We start from the raw sequence: 16,500 nt of genomic DNA, 5'->3' as shown, positions 1-16,500 counted from the left end.
GCGGCGCGAGGGTCCCGGCATGGCGCTGTCGGTCTGCCTGCTCCTCGACGACCGCTCCGACCGCGCCGTGCGCCGGCTCTGGGAACGGCTCGAGCAGGACGGAGTCGGCACGCTGCTCACCCACACGCACGGCCGGCACCGGCCGCACCTGACACTGGCGTCGCTGCTCAGCTACGAACTCGAACCGGTGCGCGCCTCCGTGTCCGACCTCGTGACCCGGCAGCCGATGGCGCTGCGCCTGGAAGGGCTCGGCATGTTCCGCCGCAGCCGGTGCTGGCTGGCGCCGGTGGCCTCGGAGCGCCTGCTCGGGCTGCAGTGCGAGACGGCCGAGGCGGTACGGCGTACCGGCGCGATGCTGCACCGCAACTACGAGCCGGGCACCTGGACGCCGCACCTGACGCTCGCGCCGCGGCTGCACCTCGACCAGCTGCCGACGGTCGCGCGGCACGCGTTCGAGGTGCTGCCGATCGACGCCACACTGGAGCGGACGGTCCTCATCGACACCTCCACGGGCGCGGTGCACCCGGTCCGGCCGGCGCTACGGTGAGCGGCAGGTGAGGAGGTGACGCTGGTGCGCACGGTCGGTCCCGGCCCCAGGTCGAACGCCTTCGCGCGCGACCTGTTCGGCGACCTGCCGCGTCGCTACGACCGGCTGGAGGAGCTGCTGTCCTTCGGCCAGAACCGGCGCTGGCGGACCGCGATGGTCGACGCCGTCACCGCCTCCAGCCTCCCGCTGCGGGACGTCCTCGACGTCGCAACGGGCACGGCCGGGGTCGCGATGGACCTCGCCGCCCGCACCAGCGCGCGGGTCACCGGCCTCGACCTGACCGAGCCGATGCTGCGGGTCGGTCAGGAGCGGGTCGCCGCACGCGGCTACGAAGGTCGGGTCCGGCTGGTCTGCGGGCGGGCGGAGCAGCTGCCGTTCCCGGACTCGACGTTCGACGCGCTGACGTTCACCTACCTGCTCCGGTACGTCGCCGACCCCGCCGCCACCTTGCGCGAGCTGGCCCGCGTGGTCCGTCCGGGCGGCGTGGTCGCGAGCCTGGAGTTCCATGTCCCGTCGGCCCCGCTCTGGCTGCCGCTGTGGCGGCTGTACACCCGGGCGCTGCTCCCCCTCGGCGGGCTCGTCGGCGGCGGCCGCGCCTGGGCCGACGTCGGGCGGTTCCTCGGGCCGTCGATCGAGGAGCACTACCGGCAGCTCAGGCTGGAGGCGCACGTGCGGGCGTGGCAGGGTGCCGGCCTGGTCGACGTGCACACGCGGGTGATGAGCCTCGGCGGCGGCTTGGTGATGTGGGGACGGGTGGCCGGTGGTTGAGCCGACCGCGGGGCCAGTGGTCGGGCCTGCCTTCTACGCGCGCCGCGGCGGCCGGGCGGCGGACTGGTGGACGTTGCTGCACCCGCCGTACACCGCCTGGCACCTGAGCTACGTCGGGCTCGGCGCCGCGATGGCCCCCGCGCTCGACTGGTTCGCCCTGGCCTGCTCCCTGGTTGCGTTCTTCCTCGCCGTCGGGCTGACCGCGCACGCCCTCGACGAGCTGCACGGCCGGCCGCTCGGCACCGGGATCGGTGACCGCACCCTGTGGGGAGTCGCGGTGGCCGCCCTCGTCGGGGCCGGCGCGATCGGCGTCTACGGCGTCTGGTTCCACACGACCGAGACGAACTGGCTGCTCGCCGTGTGCGTCCCGGTCGGCGCGCTACTGGTCGTCGGCTACAACCTGGAGCTGTTCGGCGGCCGGCTGCACACCGACGCCGGGTTCGCGTGGGCGTGGGGCGGCTTCCCGGTCGCGGTCGGGTACCTCGCCCAGTCCCCGCTCCAGCCACCCGGGCCGACGGTGGCCTCGACGGTCGCGGCCGCTGCCGCGGTGCTCGCCGCGGTCGGCACCGCGGCGGCGCAGCGCGTGCTCAGCACCAGTGCCCGCGGGCTGCGTCGGCGCACCGCCGGGGTGTCCGGCACGATCCGGCACGACGACGGCCGGGTGGAGCCCATCGACCGGCAGACACTCCTGGCCGCGCCCGAGCGCGCCCTGCGCGCGATGTCCTGGGCGCTGCCGTTGCTCGCCGCCGCCGCTCTGCTGGCCCGCGCATGAGGGCGGTCCGCTACGACGCCTACGGCGCCACTCCCCGCGTCGTCGACGTGCCGGCACCGGCCTGCCCGCGCGACGGCGCCGTCGTCGAGGTGCGGGCCACCGGCGTGTGCCGGTCCGACTGGCACGCGTGGCAGGGCCACGACCCGGTGCCGTTGCCCCAGGTGCCCGGGCACGAGCTCGCCGGGGTCGTCGTAGCGGTCGGCGCCGAGGTCCGTAACCGGCACGTCGGCGAACGGGTCACCGTGCCGTTCGTCTGCGGGTGCGGCCGCTGCTCCTACTGCGCCGCCGGCGACGCCCAGGTGTGCCCCGACCAGTACCAGCCGGGCTTCACCGGGCCCGGCTCGTTCGCCGACCTGGTCGCCCTGCCCGCCGCCGACCTCAACCTGGTCCCGCTGCCCGACGACCTGGACTTCGTGACCGCAGCCGCATTGGGTTGCCGGTTCGCGACCGCCTACCGGGCGCTCACCGCGCACGGCCGCGTCACCGGCGGCGACCGGGTGGTGGTGCACGGGTGCGGCGGGGTGGGGCTGTCGGCGGTGCTGGTGGCCGTCGCGCTCGGGGCCCGGGTGGTGGCCGTCGACACCTCCGAGCCGGCGCTCCGACTGGCCGGCGAGCTGGGTGCGGAGCACCTGTTGCCGGGCGGTCCGGAGGCGGTACGCCGGGTCCTCGACCTCACCGACGGCGGGGCGCACGTGTCGGTCGACGCGGTCGGCTCGACGGCCACCGCGATCGCCTCGGTGTCCTCCCTGCGACCGCGCGGGCGGCACGTCCAGGTGGGGCTGCTGCTCGGCGAGCACGCCCATCCCCCGCTGCCGATGGACGTCGTGGTCGCCAAGGAGCTCGAGATCTACGGCTCGCACGGGATGGCCGCTGGCGACTACCCCCCGATGCTGGAGCTCGTCACCTCCGGCGCGCTGCGGCCCGACCGGTTGGTCGGCTCGGTGATCGGGCTCGACGACGCCGGCGCGGCGCTCTGCTCGATGAGTCTCCCGTCCACCTCGGCCGGCGTCACCGTCGTACGGCTGGAGGGGTCGTGAGGAAGCGGAGCAAGGGGCCCACCCGTCCGGCGTTCGTGCTGCACGACCACCGCAAGCCGCAGCCGCACTTCGACCTCCGGCTCGAGCAGGACGGTGTGCTCCGCTCGTGGGCGGTGCCGCGCGGACTGCCGACGGACCCGCGCCGCGACCGGCTGGCCGTGGCCGTGGACGACCACGAGATCGACCACCTCACCTACGAGGACGACGACAAGTCGATCGCCGACATCGGCTGGTGGGAGGACGAGGGCGGCAACGAGCGACGCTTGCTGTTCACCTTGCACGGACGGGAGGCGTCGGTGCGCTACGCGCTGATCAACACCGGCTCCGACTGGCTGCTGCACAAGACGAAGGACCAGCCGGAGAGCTGAGCCGGGGCCGACCCGAGGGTCGACCCCGGCCCCGCTTCTGTCTCGCTCGGTGCTACGCGCAGCCGGCGGGCTTCGTGGTCGACTCGGTCACCCGGACCGCCTTGCCGACGACCTTGCCCACGGCCCCGACACCGACGCCGTACTTGGCGAAGGAGTTCCAGACCATGCACTCCCGGGCGCCGTTGCCGCTGGCGGTGAGGCCGGCCAGGATCCCGTCGCGCATGGCCTCGAAGGTCGGCGTCTGTGGCGTGAAGTTCATGCCCGTGACCAGGTCCTTCAAGATGGCGTCCGGGCTGAGGCCGGCGGCCTTGTACTGCTTCCAGAGGTCCCAGCCGATCGCGCCGTACACCTCGCCGTCGGCGTGCACCTCGGTCCCCACGATGTCGCCGTAGGTGAGCGGGTAGCCCTCGTACGACGCGGACCGGATGCCGGCCGGGTCGGAGGCGGAGTACTCGCCGACGACCGGGTCGTCGTTGGCGATCACCGCCAGCACGTCGCCCATCCCCTCACCGATGGCGCCGCCGAGCGGGCCCTTCATGCCGCCGATCATCCTCCAGGTCAGCCCGTGGCCGTACTCGTGCCAGACCACGTCGGAGTCGAGCGAGGCGTCTTTCATCAGCGGCGCCGGGTCGCGCAGCCGGATGGTGGCGCTCGCGGTGGCCAGACTCTTCAGGGTCGCACCGTCGGCCTGGGACACCATCACCCCGGCGATCGTGAGGCTCGGGTCCTCACCGCCCATGGTGATCGGCAGGCCGGCGCGGTTGTTCGCGACGACGATGCCCACGGCGCCGGCGTTCTCGGCGTTCTTGGCCTTGACGACGAAGTCACAGGTGCCGCGGTCGGCGATCACGATCGCCCCGGTGGCCGCGGGGATCGGCTCGCAGGCGTCACCTGCCGTGCCGGTGCCGTCGTTCGCGACCACGAGCGGGCCGGTGCGGCCGGTTGCGTCCAGGGGCGTGCCCCAGGTGGCACCGGTGGCCGTGAACGCCTGACCACCGACGAGCACCTCGTGGGTCTCCGGCTGGTTCCACAGGTACATCTGCATCCGCGGGTTCTGGCCGTCGGTCGGCGTCGCGAAGTTGGCGTTGTCGGTGCCGCCGCCGTCCTGCGCCTCGGCCTGCACGGCGTCGCTGTCCTTGCCGCCCTCGCCGAAGTTCTGCTCCTGGAAGTTGCCCGCGGCGGGGGTGAACCCGGCGCGGTACAGCGTGTCGTGGATCAGGTTGTTCAGGTAGAAGAGGTTCTGCACCGCGACCTCTTGGTTGGCGGGCGTCGTGGGGGCGACGGTGCCGTCCCACGCCGTCAAGAACCGCTCGTTCCCTACCGGGGTCCGGTTGGCGTCCGGCTTGTTGTCGTTGTCGGTGTCGAGGTACGTGTTCGCGTTGTTGCCGCTGATGTGGTTGCTCCACTGCGGGCCGCCGGCCAGCCAGCCGTTCGCCGACGCGACCGGGTCGTACGGGTCGGTCTGCACCGCCTGCGGCGTCGTGACCGGGTCCTCGCGGAAGACGTTGTACTGCTCGTTGTTGGTGCGCAGCTCGTTGTCGACGACCTTGCCGGCGCCGTCCACGGTGGTGATGTTCAGCTGGTTGTCGGCGGTCCACGTGGTGACCTGGTAGCCAACCGCCGCCTTGCCGGCCGTGGTCGGCAGCGCGACCTTCTCCACCGTCGGTGCGGTCGAGAAGCCCTGCACGGCGTACTTCGTGGTGTTGCCGGTCGTCTTCGCGCCGGACGTGGTCACGGAGCGCTTCGGGTACAGCGACGCGACGGCGGCGCGGAGGGCGTCGTCGTCGCTGGCCGAGGCGGCGGCCGGCGGGCCGGACACCTTGGCGGTGTTCTCGATGACGCTCACCAGGCGGCCGCGGTCGTCGAAGACCGCCTTGGCGTCGGTCGCGGGCACGCGAAGCCCGGCCAGGGTCTGGCCGAACCGGACCACGGTCAGCCCGCGCGCCTTCCAGGACCCCTCGGAGGACAGGGTGTCCGCCGCGGCGCCGACGCTCTTGCCGGACAGGTACTGCTTGACCACCTGGCCAGGCGCCTGGTCCGACTTGCCGGCCAACGCCTTGCCGTCGGCCCAGTGCACCCGCACCGGCTGGTCGGCGATGCGATCGCTGGGCGCGGCCTGGGCCGGGGTCACGGCGACCAGGCCGCCGCCGAGCAGGGCGACGGATGATGCGGCCGCGAGTGCGGCCCTGGACGAGATCTTGTGCATGGGCATCCCCTCTACCGGACAAAACTGTCGACACCGTACGCCTGTACCGGAACTTGCACTAGAGGGGAGATTGCCGTCCTTCTCGGACGTCCCACCCCGATACGACGCGACATATCTGCTGTATTCGGGCAGTGCTAGCGACAAATGCGTCGCGTCGTATCCGAGATGGTCGGCGGCCGCGGGTGACGCCCTAGGGTCGGGTCATGGGCAGCAGCGTCTACGTCGCCTCCACCGAGGGCTACTCGGGCAAGTCCACGGTCGCGCTCGGCGTCCTCGAACTGCTCTCCCGCCGCGTCGAGCGGGTCGGGGTTTTCCGGCCGGTCGTGCGCGCCGACAGCGCGGAGACGGGCGGGCGTGACTACGTGCTCGACCTGCTGACCTCCCACGACGCCGTGACGATGACGTACGACGAGTGCGCCGGGGTCGGCTACGACGAGGTGCACGCCGACGCGGCCGCGGCCCTGGACCGGATCGTCGAGCGCTACCACCAGGTCGCCGACAGCTGCGACGCCGTGCTGGTCGTGGGCACCGACTACACCGACGTGGGAACGCCGACCGAGTTCTCCTTCAACGCGCGGATCGCGGCCAACCTCGGCGCGCCGGTCCTGCTCGTGCTCAACGGCAACCGCCGCAGCCCCGAGGACCTGAACACCATGGCGTCGATGGCTGCGTCCGAGCTCAAGGCCCAGCACGGCACGCTGTTCGCGGTGCTCGCCAACCGATGCGACAGCGGCCGGCTCGAGGAGGACGTCGCGGCCATCGCCGGTCTGGGCGTGCCGGCGTACGCCATCCCCGACGAGCCGGTCCTCAACGCACCGTCCGTGGCCGACCTGATGCGCGGCTGCGACGGACGCCTGGTCAGCGGCGACGAGTCGTTGCTCGGCCGCGAGTCGACGGGGCTCGTCGTGGCCGCGATGACGTTGCCCAACGTGCTCGACCGGCTGTTCGAGGGCGCGGTCGTGGTGACTCCCGGGGACCGGCCGGAGGTCGTGCTCGGGGTGCTCATGGCGCACGTCTCGTCGAGCTTCCCGCAGCTCTCCGGCATCGTGCTCAACGGCGGCCTGCCGCTGCCCGAGCAGGTGACCCGCCTCATCGAAGGTGTCGGTGCGACGATGCCGATCGTCGCGACCGATCTCGGCACGCACGCCACGACCACGGCGCTGAGCAGCGTCCGCGGCCGGCTCACCAAGGAGTCGACGCGCAAGGTGGTGACGGCGATGTCGCTGTTCGCCGAGCACGTCGACGGCGATGCGCTGCTGGACCGGCTCGAGGTGGCCCGCACCGACGCGGTGACCCCGCTGATGTTCGAGCACCACCTGATCGACCGCGCCGTGGCGGACCGGCGCCACATCGTGCTGCCCGAAGGTGACGAGGAGCGCGTCCTCCGGGCGGCCGACATCGTGCTGCGGCGCGGGCTCGCCGACCTCACCCTGCTCGGCGACCCGATCCGCGTCAACGCTGCCGCCGCGACGCATGGCGTCGACATCTCCGAGGCGCGCGTGCTGAGCCCGCTCGACGATGAGCTCGTCGAGCGGTTCGCGCAGGAGTACCACGAGCGCCGCCGGCACAAGGGCGTGGACCTGGACGACGCCCGCGGGCTCGTCACCGACGTGTCGTACTTCGGGACCCTGATGGTCGAGCTCGGCTTGGCGGACGGCATGGTGTCGGGCGCGGTCCACACCACGGCGCACACCATCCGGCCGGCGCTGGAGATCGTGAAGACGGTGCCCGGCGTCTCCGTGGTCTCATCGGTGTTCCTGATGTGCCTGGAGAACCAGGTGCTCGTCTACGGTGACTGCGCGGTCATCCCGGATCCGTCCGCGGAGCAGCTCGCCGACATCGCGATCTCGTCGGCGACCACCGCGGCGGGCTTCGGGATCGAGCCGCGGGTGGCGATGCTGTCCTACTCCACCGGCACCTCGGGTGCCGGGACCGACGTCGAGAAGGTCTCCAAGGCCACGGTGCTGGTCAAGGAGCGGGCGCCAGATCTGCCGGTCGAGGGACCGATCCAGTACGACGCTGCCATCGACGCCGCGGTGGCGCGGACGAAGCTGCCCGGCTCGGAGGTGGCCGGGCGGGCGACCGTCTTCGTGTTCCCGGACCTGAACACCGGCAACAACACCTACAAGGCGGTGCAGCGGTCGGCCGGCGCGGTCGCGATCGGGCCGGTGCTGCAGGGTCTGCGCAAGCCGGTCAACGACCTCTCCCGCGGTGCGACCGTGCGCGACATCGTGAACACGATCGCGATCACGGCCATCCAGGCGCAGACGCCGGCCGAGGGTGCCCGGTGAGCACTCTGGTCCTCGTGGTCAACACGGGGTCCTCGTCGCTGAAGTACAGCCTGGTCGACGCCGACACCGGTGACGAGCTCGCCGACGGCCTCGTCGAGCAGATCGGCGAGTCCTCCGGGGCGGTGACGCACCGGTCGGGTGGGGAGGAGCGCCGCGACGAGCGGGAGGTTGCCGACCACGAGGCTGCGCTGCGGGCGGCGCTCGACGCATTCGACGAGCACGGCCCGTCCCTCGACGAGGTCGACGTCCGCGCCGTCGGGCACCGGGTCGTGCACGGCGGCGCCCGGTTCTCCTCCCCCGCTCTCGTCGACGACGACCTGGTCGACGCGGTGACGTCGCTGGTGCCGCTGGCACCGCTGCACAACCCGGCGAACCTCGAGGGGCTCGCGGTGGCCCGCAAGCTGTTCCCCGACCTGCCGCAGGTCGCAGTGTTCGACACGGCGTTCCACCAGACGCTGCCGGAGCACGCCTACACGTACGCCGTACCCCGGTCCTGGCGCGAGGAGCACCAGATCCGGCGCTACGGGTTCCACGGCACGTCGTACGCCTTCGTCTCCCGCGCGGCCGCCGACCTCCTCGACAAGCCGGTGGAGGAGACGAACCTGGTCGTGCTGCACCTGGGCAACGGCTGCTCGGCCACCGCGGTCGCGGGTGGCCGCTCGGTCGAGACGTCGATGGGGCTGACTCCGCTGGAGGGCCTGGTGATGGGCACCAGGTCCGGTGACCTCGACCCGGCGGTGCACGCGCACCTGCACCGGCAGCTCGGCTGGGCGCTCGAGAAGATCGACGGCGTCCTGAACAAGGAGTCCGGACTCAAGGGACTGGCCGGGGAGAACGACTTCCGCCGGCTGGTGCAGCTGCGCGCGGACGGCGACGAGGGGGCCCGCCTCGCGTTCGACGTGTACTGCCATCGGATCCGCAAGTACGTGGGCGCCTACTACGCGGTGCTCGGGCGGGTGGACGCGATCGTCTTCACCGCCGGGGTCGGCGAGAACTCCGCCGCCGTGCGCGCCTGCTCCCTGGCCGGTCTCGAGCGACTCGGCATCGAGGTCGACGAGTCGGCCAACGGGGTCGGCCGCATCACCGAGCCGACCCGTGTCTCGACCGACGCGAGCGAGGTCGCCGTGCTCGTCGTGCCCACCAACGAGGAGTGGGAGATCGCCCGCCAGACCATGGCGGTCGTCGGCGGCCTCTGACCTCTCGGCTGCTGCTCAGCCGCGGCGGACCCAGCCGGTCGGACCGGCCTCCCCGGCGATCGCCGAGGTCGGGCTCACGATCAGACCGCTCACCTTGACCTGGTCGGTGAGCCTGCCGAGGCACGTGCGCGGAACCCGGAACTGCCAGTAGCCGGACCGGTAGTGGATCCGAAGCCCGTCACATGCCACCAGGCGCTGCCCGCGCTCGAGGCTGTCCACCCAGTCCACCGAGTACCACGCGCCCTGGACCGTGTAGCTGACGCCGTTCGCGCCCTTGAGCTTCACATTGACCCAGCGGACGGCCGCGCGGCCTCCCGTGCCATGCAGCTTGACCACGACGGCGTTCGCCCCGTTGTCGACGACCATCTTCTTGATGTCGCTGGTCCCCGGCTCCGTCGCGGTGTCGGCGGCGGCGGTCCCCACCGGCCCGACCAGCAACGGCCCGACCAGCACCGCCGCGGCCATCAGCGCCGCACACAGCTTCTTCATGTCCCCACCCCAATCGGTTCGCGCCCCTACGCCGAGTGTGGGGTGCCATCCGACGTGCGTCCCCGGAACCCGCGGAATTTGCCTCGGCGTGCTGGTGGGTCCCGCCGGGTCCGAGGCCCCTGTACTCCGGGCGTCGCCTCACGTCCTCCGGCTGAACCGGACGCCGCCGTCGGGCATCCGGCGCATGTCCCAGCGGTCCGGGTGGTCGGCCATCCGGTGGTGTGCCGGGCACAGCGGCAGCCCGCGGTGAAGGTCCGTGCGGCCGCCCGCCGACCACGGGTCGAGGTGGTGCACCTCGGTCCACGCCGGTGGGCGGTCGCAGTTGGTCGCCGCGCAGCCGTCGTACTGCTGCGCCAACGCGATCCGTTGGTGCTTGGAGAACAGCCGTCGTTCCCGGCCGAGATCGAGCGGCACCGAGTCGCCGTCGAGCACCATCGGGATGATCCCGGCCCGGCAGGCGAGCCGACGGGTCTCACCGGCGCTGATCCGGCACCCCGTGTCGACCGCCGCGACCCCGAGGCCGGACTGCAACGCGTCCAGCTCCATGGTGACCACGACCGTGAACGGCGAGCCGCCCTGGCCGGGCATCGTGGTCAGGTCGAGATGGCGCTCCAGGAGCTCCATCAACCCCTGTCCCCGAAGGAAGGATGCCGAGGGCCGCCGTACTCCGCCGGCGGTCGCGTCGACCGGACCGGCTCGCAGCCGTCGGGGCGCGGTGAGCGCATCGAGGGCCTTTCTCAACAGGTCCGCGTGCAACGTGGGCAGCCGAAAGCGACCGTCGACCGTCCCGTCACCGTTGTCGCGCAGGGTCACGTAGGCGAGCCGGCGGGCACGGTCCTCCTCCGCCGCCAGGATCCGGCCCTCGTCGGCATCGGCCGCGGCAGGGCAGACAACTTCGTAGAGCCGCTTGCCCAGTCGACGCACGCGGGCCACGTCGAGGCGGCGGGCCTGCGACAGGAGGTGCGCCTCCGCCTTCGCGTTCGTCCCGGGCGGCAGATCGTCGTGCTCGTCGCTGAGACGGCGCACCGACGACACCACCACGACCGCCCGTGGCACGTCGATCTCGCCCGCCGCGAGCGCTGCGCGAGTCGCCTCGAACTCCTCGTCCAGGGCATGCGCAAGATGCACATCACGGAAGCACGCGACCCGGGTCGACCCGGTTGCGTCCGCCAGCCAGGCGGCCGTCGACGTCGCACCGGACTCGGCACCGATGTCGTTGCGGTCGGCGGCGACGAGAACCCTCAGCTCGAGCTCCTCGAGGCGCGCCCGCTGCCGCCGCAGCTCGACCAGCGCGTGCCGCTGCTCCCCCGGCGTCATGGTCCAGCCGGAGACATCCGCCAGCCGGTCGAGGGCGCGCGACATCGACGTCACGAACGACGTCACCGGGTGCCCGCGGTCATCCGCGGGCCCGGTGTTGTCCGAGGTGTCGGCGGTCTCGGCGACGTCGGTCATGAGCCCCACGCTAGGTCTGCCCACGTCCGCTCGTTCGAACAGTCGAGCGGGCTGGGGATGAACGCGTTTCTCCTGGCCCTGTTGACGAAACCCGGCCACACCCGATCTCGTAACCATCGCTGTACCTGAGACCAGTCTCACGAATTGTCCTGTTTGAACCCCGTCGGTACCGTCAACAGTTACCGCAGCCCCCGCCGGTCCGTTCGGCGGGGCCACCGGCGCCTCGCTGAGGCCCGCCGAGCGTCCGGTGCACCGCGAGACCATCCGTGGCGGGCGCGGACGACCCAGCAGTGCGGCACGCCTCTGGCGAGGCGGGCCTTGGGGTGAAGCCACCCAGGTGGCCGGGCAGTCTTCGGAACCGAACCCGACAGGTCATCGTTCGTAAGCGTCGCCGGAGGGTTCCCCATGTCCACGACTCGTCGTGCACTCCTGCATGCCCAGAACACGTTGGCCGTCGTGATCGTCTTCACCGTCGCGCTGATCGCCTTCTCACCGGCTCCCCGGGCCGAGGCCGCACCTCGCCCGTCGGGCGACCGCCTGGTCAAGATCGCCGCTTCCGAGAGGGGTACGCCGTACCGGGCCGGCGGGAGCGGCCCGGGCGGCTTCGACTGCTCCGGCTTCACCCGGTGGGTCTACGCGCGCGCCGGGAAGCAGCTGCCGCGCACGTCAGCCGCCCAGGCAGCCGCTACCCGCAACGTCGCCCGCAAGGCCGCCCGCCGCGGCGACCTGGTGTTCTTCCACTCCGGCGGCCGCGTCTACCACGTGGGCATCTACGCCGGCCATGGTCGGGTTTGGCACTCCCCGCGTCCCGGCCAGGGGGTCCGCCTCGACCGGATCTGGACCGGAGCGCACTTCTTCGGCCGACGCTGAGTCGAGAGGTGAGTCACGTCAGCTGCGCGGTCGCACCTTCGCGGTCCGCGGCGACTCGGGGCTGTTGCCGACCACGTTCGTCGACATGATCGTGAACCGGTAGGCACGACCCGGCCGCAGCCCTTTGACCTTCTTCTTGGTCACCGTCGCCGCCAGGGAGATCGTGCGGACCCGGTCTCCGCCCCGGTAGACGCGAACGGTCTGCGCGGTCAGCGGCGAGCCGCCGTCCGCGCCGAGGGTCCAAACGAGCTTCACCGCCCGGCGGGCACGGGTGGCACCTGGAGCATCCGGCCGGGCGGGCACGCGGGCGGCCGCGACCGGCGGGGGCGACGCCGTGACGACCGGCCCCGGCAACGGCGGCGGTGGCAGCGGTGGCGGTGGCGGTGGCTGCGCCAGGAACAGCAGCCGGTTGGGCGTCGTTCCCGTCACCAGCCGCACCACACCACCCGTCGCGTCGGCCACCACACGTTCGCCCACCTGGGCCGGGGTCAGCGTCGGCTGTTGCGAAAGCAGGACCGCGGCCGTGCCCGCGACGTGCGGTGACGCCATCGAGGTGCCTGAGAGGGACGCGACGGCGGTGGACGAAGCGTTGGAGGCGGACACGATGTCCACCCCGGGCGCGTACAGGTCCACGCACCCGCCGTCGTTGGAGAAGGACGCCTGCCGGTCGACGATGTCGCTGGCTGCCACCGTGAGCGCCTCCGCGACGCGGGCCGGCGACTCCGTGCACGCGTCGGCGGCCGAGTTGCCCGCCGCCACCGCGACCGTGATGCCGTCGGCGACGACACCCCTCACGGCGGCGTCGAGCATGTCGTCGCCGAGCCCGCCGAGACTCATGTTCAGCACGGCCGGGGCCCCGGCGGCGTGCGCCGCCACCACCCAGTCCAGTCCGGCAATGACCTCGGAGATGCGAGCGCTCCCGTTGCAGGCGACGGCTCGGACGGGGATCACGGTGGCGGTCTTGGCAACCCCGAAGGTCGTGCCTGCGAGCGTGCCTGCGACGTGCGTGCCGTGGCCGTTGCAGTCGCTGGTGCCGACCTGGTCGTTGTACACGGTGAACCCCGGCGCCACCCGGCCGGCCAGGTCGACATGGTTGGCGAGGACTCCGGTGTCCACCACGTAGGCCTGCACTCCGGCGAGGGCGGCCGGCGTCGTGAAGGTCCCCGACAACGGCAGCGCGCGTTGGTCGATCCGGTCGAGACCCCAGGGCGGGTTCTGCTGGGTGTCGCTGATGCTCACCATCCGATCCGGCTCGACGGCCAGCACCTCGGGCGAGCCGGCAAGAACCTCGGCCCCGGCCGGTGTGGTGATGACGAGAACTGCCTTCACGGCGTGGCCGAAGGTCCGGCGTACGTCGACCCCGTCGGCACGCAGCGACCGTGCCTCGGCGGCGATGTTGCGCCCGGACCGGTAGCGGACCAGGTAGCCACGGCTGCCTTCGCCCGAGACGACCTGCGGTTCCCGGCCCTGCCCTGCGGGCTGCAGTGCACCGGTGGCCGGCGTGGCCATGCACAGCGCGAGTGCGACCGCGACGATCGCACCCAGGGTCCCGAGCCTGCACCGCACGTTCATGGGAAGGCCTCTCCACCGGCAGAGTACCTTCGTCAGCGTCCCGGTGTGGGCCCCTTGCGCAGGTCGTCGAGACCCCGTCGTACCTTGTCCCCATGCCCGACTGGAACCTCGTGGGGAAGCAGCACGTCCTGGCCGCGATCGCCGAGTGCGACCGGCTCGGTTCGCGGGACTTCCTGCAGCGCTACCGGTTCGGCCGCGCGCGGGCCTCCACGGTGTGGCACCGCGGTCAGGAGTACGACTCCAAGGCGATCCTTGGTGTCGCCTACCTGCACGCCACCGGCCGCGCCGCCACCGCCGACGACTTCACCCGCGGCGAGGCGGGCGCGGTCGACCTGCTGCAGGGGCTCGGGTTCGACGTCGTCGTCGACGAGGAGGCGCTGGCCGCCGAGAAGGCGCCGCGCGTGCGCAAGACCACTGCCACCAAGCCGGCCCGGGCCTCCAGGTCCGCGCCGGCGGCGAAGCCTCGTCGTACGACGGCGAAGTCCGACGAGCGCGTCAAGGTCTGCCCGACCTGCTACATGGCGCTGCCGGCGACCGGCATCTGCGACAACTGCGACTGAGGTCGTCTCACGGTCCCTCCCTGCGCCCGCGGACGCCGGTGATCTCGGCGACGAGGTGCTCCGCGATCGCGAGGCTCGAGGTCGCGGCGGGTGACGGGGCGTTGCGCAGCGCGGTGACCCGGCCGTGTCTTTCGATGCGGAAGTCGTCGACCAGGCTGCCGTCGGCGTCCATCGCCTGCGCGCGGATGCCGCTCGGCCCTCGCACCACGTCGTCGACGGCGAGCTCGGGCACGTAGCGCTGGGCGGCGGCGATGAACCGGCGCCGGTTCAGCGACCCCGCCAGCTCTCCGATGCCGGTGCGCCAGTGGGCGCGGGCGAAGGCGGCGAAGCCGCGGTTGCCGACCGCCTGCGCGAGGTCCCTGGGCGACACCCGGCCCCAGGTGTAGCCCTCGCGCGCCAGCGCCAGCACGGCGTTGGGTCCGACCAGCACCTCACCGTCGACACGCGGCGTGAGGTGCACGCCCAGGAACGGGTAGCGCGGGTCGGGCACCGGGTAGACGAGACCGCGCACCAGGTCACGTCGCTCGGGCCGCAGTGTGTAGTACTCGCCGCGGAACGGCATGATCCGCGGGGCGACGTCACCGCCCACCCGGCGCGCCAGCCGGTCCACGTGCAGGCCGGCGCAGATGACCACCTCGTCGTACACCTGGACCGACCGGCCGTGCGGACCCTCGGTCATCACCGCGACGCCCGCGGACGTCGGTCGCAGGTCGACCACGCGCGTGCCGAGCAGGACCCGGCCGCCGGCCTTCTCCACCAGCGCGGCCAGGACGTGGGTGACTCCGGGGAAGTCGGCGATTGCTGTGCTCGGCGAGTGCAGGCCGGCCACGCCCTGCACGTGCGACTCCAGCTCACGCAGCTCGGCCGCCCCGACCCGGCGTACACCCGGTACCCCGTTGGCGCGGGCCCGCTCCTCGATCGCGTCGAGCCGACCGGCCTCGACCTCGTCGAGCGCCACCAGCACCTTGCCGATCTCGTCGTAGGCGACGTCGTGCTCCGCGCAGAAGTCGCGCAGCATCCCGACGCCCCGGCGGCACAGCCGCGCCTTGAGGGACCCGGGCGCGTAGTAGAGGCCGGCGTGGACCACGCCGCTGTTGCGGCCGGTCTGGTGCCGGGCGAGCGCGGTCTCCTTCTCGATGACGGTGACCTCGTCGAAGGCCTCGGTCTCGACCAGCCGGTGCGCGACCGCCGTGCCGAGGATGCCACCGCCGATGACGGCACAGCTCGCTCGGCTCATGACCCTCCTCCTGACTCGACCCAGGGCGTGGTGATGCGGCCGCGTGGTCCACGAACGCTACTGCCGCTGCGCGGCGAGGGTCTCGAAGCCACCCCGCTCGGCCGACATCAACAGCAACCGGTTGAGCAGGTCGGCGGACCGGGCGACCTCGTCGCGCTCGCCGCTGACCAGCAGGTCGAGCAGCAGCCCTCGCGCGGCCCCGAGCGCGAGCCGGGCATGGGTCTCCGCCTGGTCGTCAGGAATTCCGATGGCGCGGCAGAGCTCGGTGACCTGCGGCAGCCAGGACGCGATGAGCTCCTCACGCAGTGACGCGGCGTGCGGCTTGCCCTGCATGGCGTGCGAGGCGAGCTCGAAGAACAACGGCCCGTAGCGCAGCGTCGCCTTGACCGTCTCGTCCCAGTACTTCGCCGCCGCCTCCAGCGGAGGGAGGTCCGTGTCGTAGGTCGCCGCCATCACCGCTCGCTGGCGCGCCTCGACGGCGCGGGTGACCTCGACGAGCAGCCCATCCCGCGACCCGAAGTGGTAGATCAGCATCCGGTGGCTGGTGCCGAGCGCCTCGGCCAGCCCACGCAGGCTGGTGTCCCCGATGCCGTGCCGGCCGAAGTGGTCGATCGCGGCTGCGAGCAGGCGTTCCTTGGGCGAACCCGCTACGTTGTCGGCCGCCGCCCGGGTCACGTGGCGGCCGTGCGCGTCACGCGCCCGGCCAGGCTCTCCGCCTCGAGCTCGATGTAGCGCTGGGTCAGCCTCCGCCACACGAGGGCCGCCACCGCCCCCATCGGTCCGGTCTGCTCGATGCTGAGCGTCACCTTCGAGCCCGACGCGTCCGGCACCACCTCGTGCCGGGCGATGGTCTTCATGCCCGGGCCGCGGGCCTCCCACGTGAAGCTGTTGCCGTCCCTGACCTGGCCGACCTCGGTGACCTGCCACTCCGCACGCGGCAGCTTGGGCTGACGCACTCGCACGCGCGAGCCGACCCCGAACGGCCTGTCGTCAAGGGGCTCAACGCTGTCCACGGTCGGCGTCCACTCCGGCCACCGGGCGACGTCGTACAACACCTCCCACACCTGCTGGGCGGGGGCGTCGATGTGCCTGCTTGTCTCGAAGAACCTGTTCATGTACCAAACGGTACATCGAA

16 protein-coding genes are annotated in these 16,500 nt (G+C 72.4%); 9 read left to right on the top strand and 7 right to left on the bottom strand.

Going from position 1 to position 16,500, the window contains the following annotated elements:
• Positions 1-19: 19 nt before the first annotated feature.
• The 5 genes from VFH10_RS06310 to VFH10_RS06290 are packed head-to-tail and all read left to right on the top strand — an operon-like array spanning position 20 to position 3,492.
• Positions 20-547, top strand: coding sequence for a 2'-5' RNA ligase family protein (locus VFH10_RS06310; protein ID WP_325127059.1), 528 nt, complete (start codon positions 20-22; stop codon positions 545-547).
• 15 nt (positions 548-562) lie between these two features.
• Entirely contained in the window at positions 563-1,315 is a 753-nt protein-coding gene (locus VFH10_RS06305) for a class I SAM-dependent methyltransferase (protein WP_325127057.1), read from the top strand.
• Positions 1,308-2,087, top strand: coding sequence for a hypothetical protein (locus VFH10_RS06300; RefSeq protein ID WP_325127054.1), 780 nt, complete (start codon positions 1,308-1,310; stop codon positions 2,085-2,087). Before VFH10_RS06305 ends, VFH10_RS06300 begins: the two co-directional genes overlap by 8 nt.
• Positions 2,084-3,124 (top strand): zinc-binding dehydrogenase, encoded by a 1,041-nt coding sequence (locus tag VFH10_RS06295; protein WP_325127052.1) that lies wholly within the window; start codon positions 2,084-2,086, stop codon positions 3,122-3,124. Before VFH10_RS06300 ends, VFH10_RS06295 begins: the two co-directional genes overlap by 4 nt.
• Entirely contained in the window at positions 3,121-3,492 is a 372-nt protein-coding gene (locus tag VFH10_RS06290) for a DNA polymerase ligase N-terminal domain-containing protein (protein ID WP_325127051.1), read from the top strand. Before VFH10_RS06295 ends, VFH10_RS06290 begins: the two co-directional genes overlap by 4 nt.
• Positions 3,493-3,544: 52 nt before the next feature.
• On the opposite strand, the gene VFH10_RS06285 is transcribed toward VFH10_RS06290, so the two are convergent.
• Positions 3,545-5,698: a M36 family metallopeptidase gene (locus VFH10_RS06285; protein WP_325127049.1), complete on the bottom strand. Its 2,154-nt coding sequence runs from the start codon at positions 5,696-5,698 to the stop codon at positions 3,545-3,547.
• 203 nt (positions 5,699-5,901) lie between these two features.
• Here VFH10_RS06285 and pta point away from each other — a divergent pair, with 203 nt between their 5' ends.
• Both pta and VFH10_RS06275 read left to right on the top strand, forming a co-directional pair.
• Complete coding sequence (pta, locus tag VFH10_RS06280; protein ID WP_325127047.1) at positions 5,902-7,989, top strand: phosphate acetyltransferase; 2,088 nt, start codon at positions 5,902-5,904, stop codon at positions 7,987-7,989.
• Positions 7,986-9,185 (top strand): acetate kinase, encoded by a 1,200-nt coding sequence (locus VFH10_RS06275; protein ID WP_325127045.1) that lies wholly within the window; start codon positions 7,986-7,988, stop codon positions 9,183-9,185. Before pta ends, VFH10_RS06275 begins: the two co-directional genes overlap by 4 nt.
• A gap of 15 nt (positions 9,186-9,200) precedes the next feature.
• Here the strand turns inward: VFH10_RS06275 and VFH10_RS06270 are convergent, their stop codons facing one another.
• Both VFH10_RS06270 and VFH10_RS06265 read right to left on the bottom strand, forming a co-directional pair.
• Positions 9,201-9,674 (bottom strand): hypothetical protein, encoded by a 474-nt coding sequence (locus VFH10_RS06270; RefSeq protein WP_325127043.1) that lies wholly within the window; start codon positions 9,672-9,674, stop codon positions 9,201-9,203.
• 138 nt (positions 9,675-9,812) lie between these two features.
• On the bottom strand, positions 9,813-11,126 hold the full coding sequence (locus tag VFH10_RS06265) for an HNH endonuclease signature motif containing protein (protein WP_325127041.1): 1,314 nt from the start codon (positions 11,124-11,126) through the stop codon (positions 9,813-9,815).
• 405 nt (positions 11,127-11,531) lie between these two features.
• Between VFH10_RS06265 and VFH10_RS06260 the strand changes: the two genes are divergently transcribed.
• The gene (locus tag VFH10_RS06260) at positions 11,532-11,996 is read left to right on the top strand and encodes a C40 family peptidase (RefSeq protein WP_325127040.1); all 465 of its coding nucleotides are present in this window, start codon (positions 11,532-11,534) and stop codon (positions 11,994-11,996) included.
• An 18-nt stretch (positions 11,997-12,014) separates the two neighbouring features.
• On the opposite strand, the gene VFH10_RS06255 is transcribed toward VFH10_RS06260, so the two are convergent.
• Positions 12,015-13,568, bottom strand: a complete 1,554-nt coding sequence (locus tag VFH10_RS06255) for a S8 family serine peptidase (protein WP_325127038.1) — start codon at positions 13,566-13,568, stop codon at positions 12,015-12,017.
• Positions 13,569-13,660: 92 nt separating this feature from the next.
• Here VFH10_RS06255 and VFH10_RS06250 point away from each other — a divergent pair, with 92 nt between their 5' ends.
• Positions 13,661-14,128, top strand: a complete 468-nt coding sequence (locus tag VFH10_RS06250; RefSeq protein WP_325127036.1) for a hypothetical protein — start codon at positions 13,661-13,663, stop codon at positions 14,126-14,128.
• 7 nt (positions 14,129-14,135) lie between these two features.
• Here the strand turns inward: VFH10_RS06250 and lhgO are convergent, their stop codons facing one another.
• The 3 genes from lhgO to VFH10_RS06235 are packed head-to-tail and all read right to left on the bottom strand — an operon-like array spanning position 14,136 to position 16,480.
• Positions 14,136-15,365 carry an L-2-hydroxyglutarate oxidase gene (gene lhgO, locus VFH10_RS06245; protein WP_325127034.1) on the bottom strand — a complete coding sequence of 410 codons (1,230 nt, stop codon included), beginning with the start codon at positions 15,363-15,365 and terminating at the stop codon, positions 14,136-14,138.
• Between the two features lie 57 nt (positions 15,366-15,422).
• Entirely contained in the window at positions 15,423-16,040 is a 618-nt protein-coding gene (locus VFH10_RS06240; protein WP_325127032.1) for a helix-turn-helix domain-containing protein, read from the bottom strand.
• Positions 16,037-16,480, bottom strand: a complete 444-nt coding sequence (locus VFH10_RS06235) for an SRPBCC family protein (RefSeq protein WP_325127030.1) — start codon at positions 16,478-16,480, stop codon at positions 16,037-16,039. Before VFH10_RS06235 ends, VFH10_RS06240 begins: the two co-directional genes overlap by 4 nt.
• Positions 16,481-16,500: the final 20 nt, after the last annotated feature.

Source organism: Nocardioides sp. (genome assembly GCF_035697785.1).
Classification (GTDB): domain Bacteria; phylum Actinomycetota; class Actinomycetes; order Propionibacteriales; family Nocardioidaceae; genus Nocardioides_B.
The sequence above is the reverse complement of the archived record's forward strand: the minus strand, read 5'-3'. Positions and strand labels throughout refer to the sequence as shown.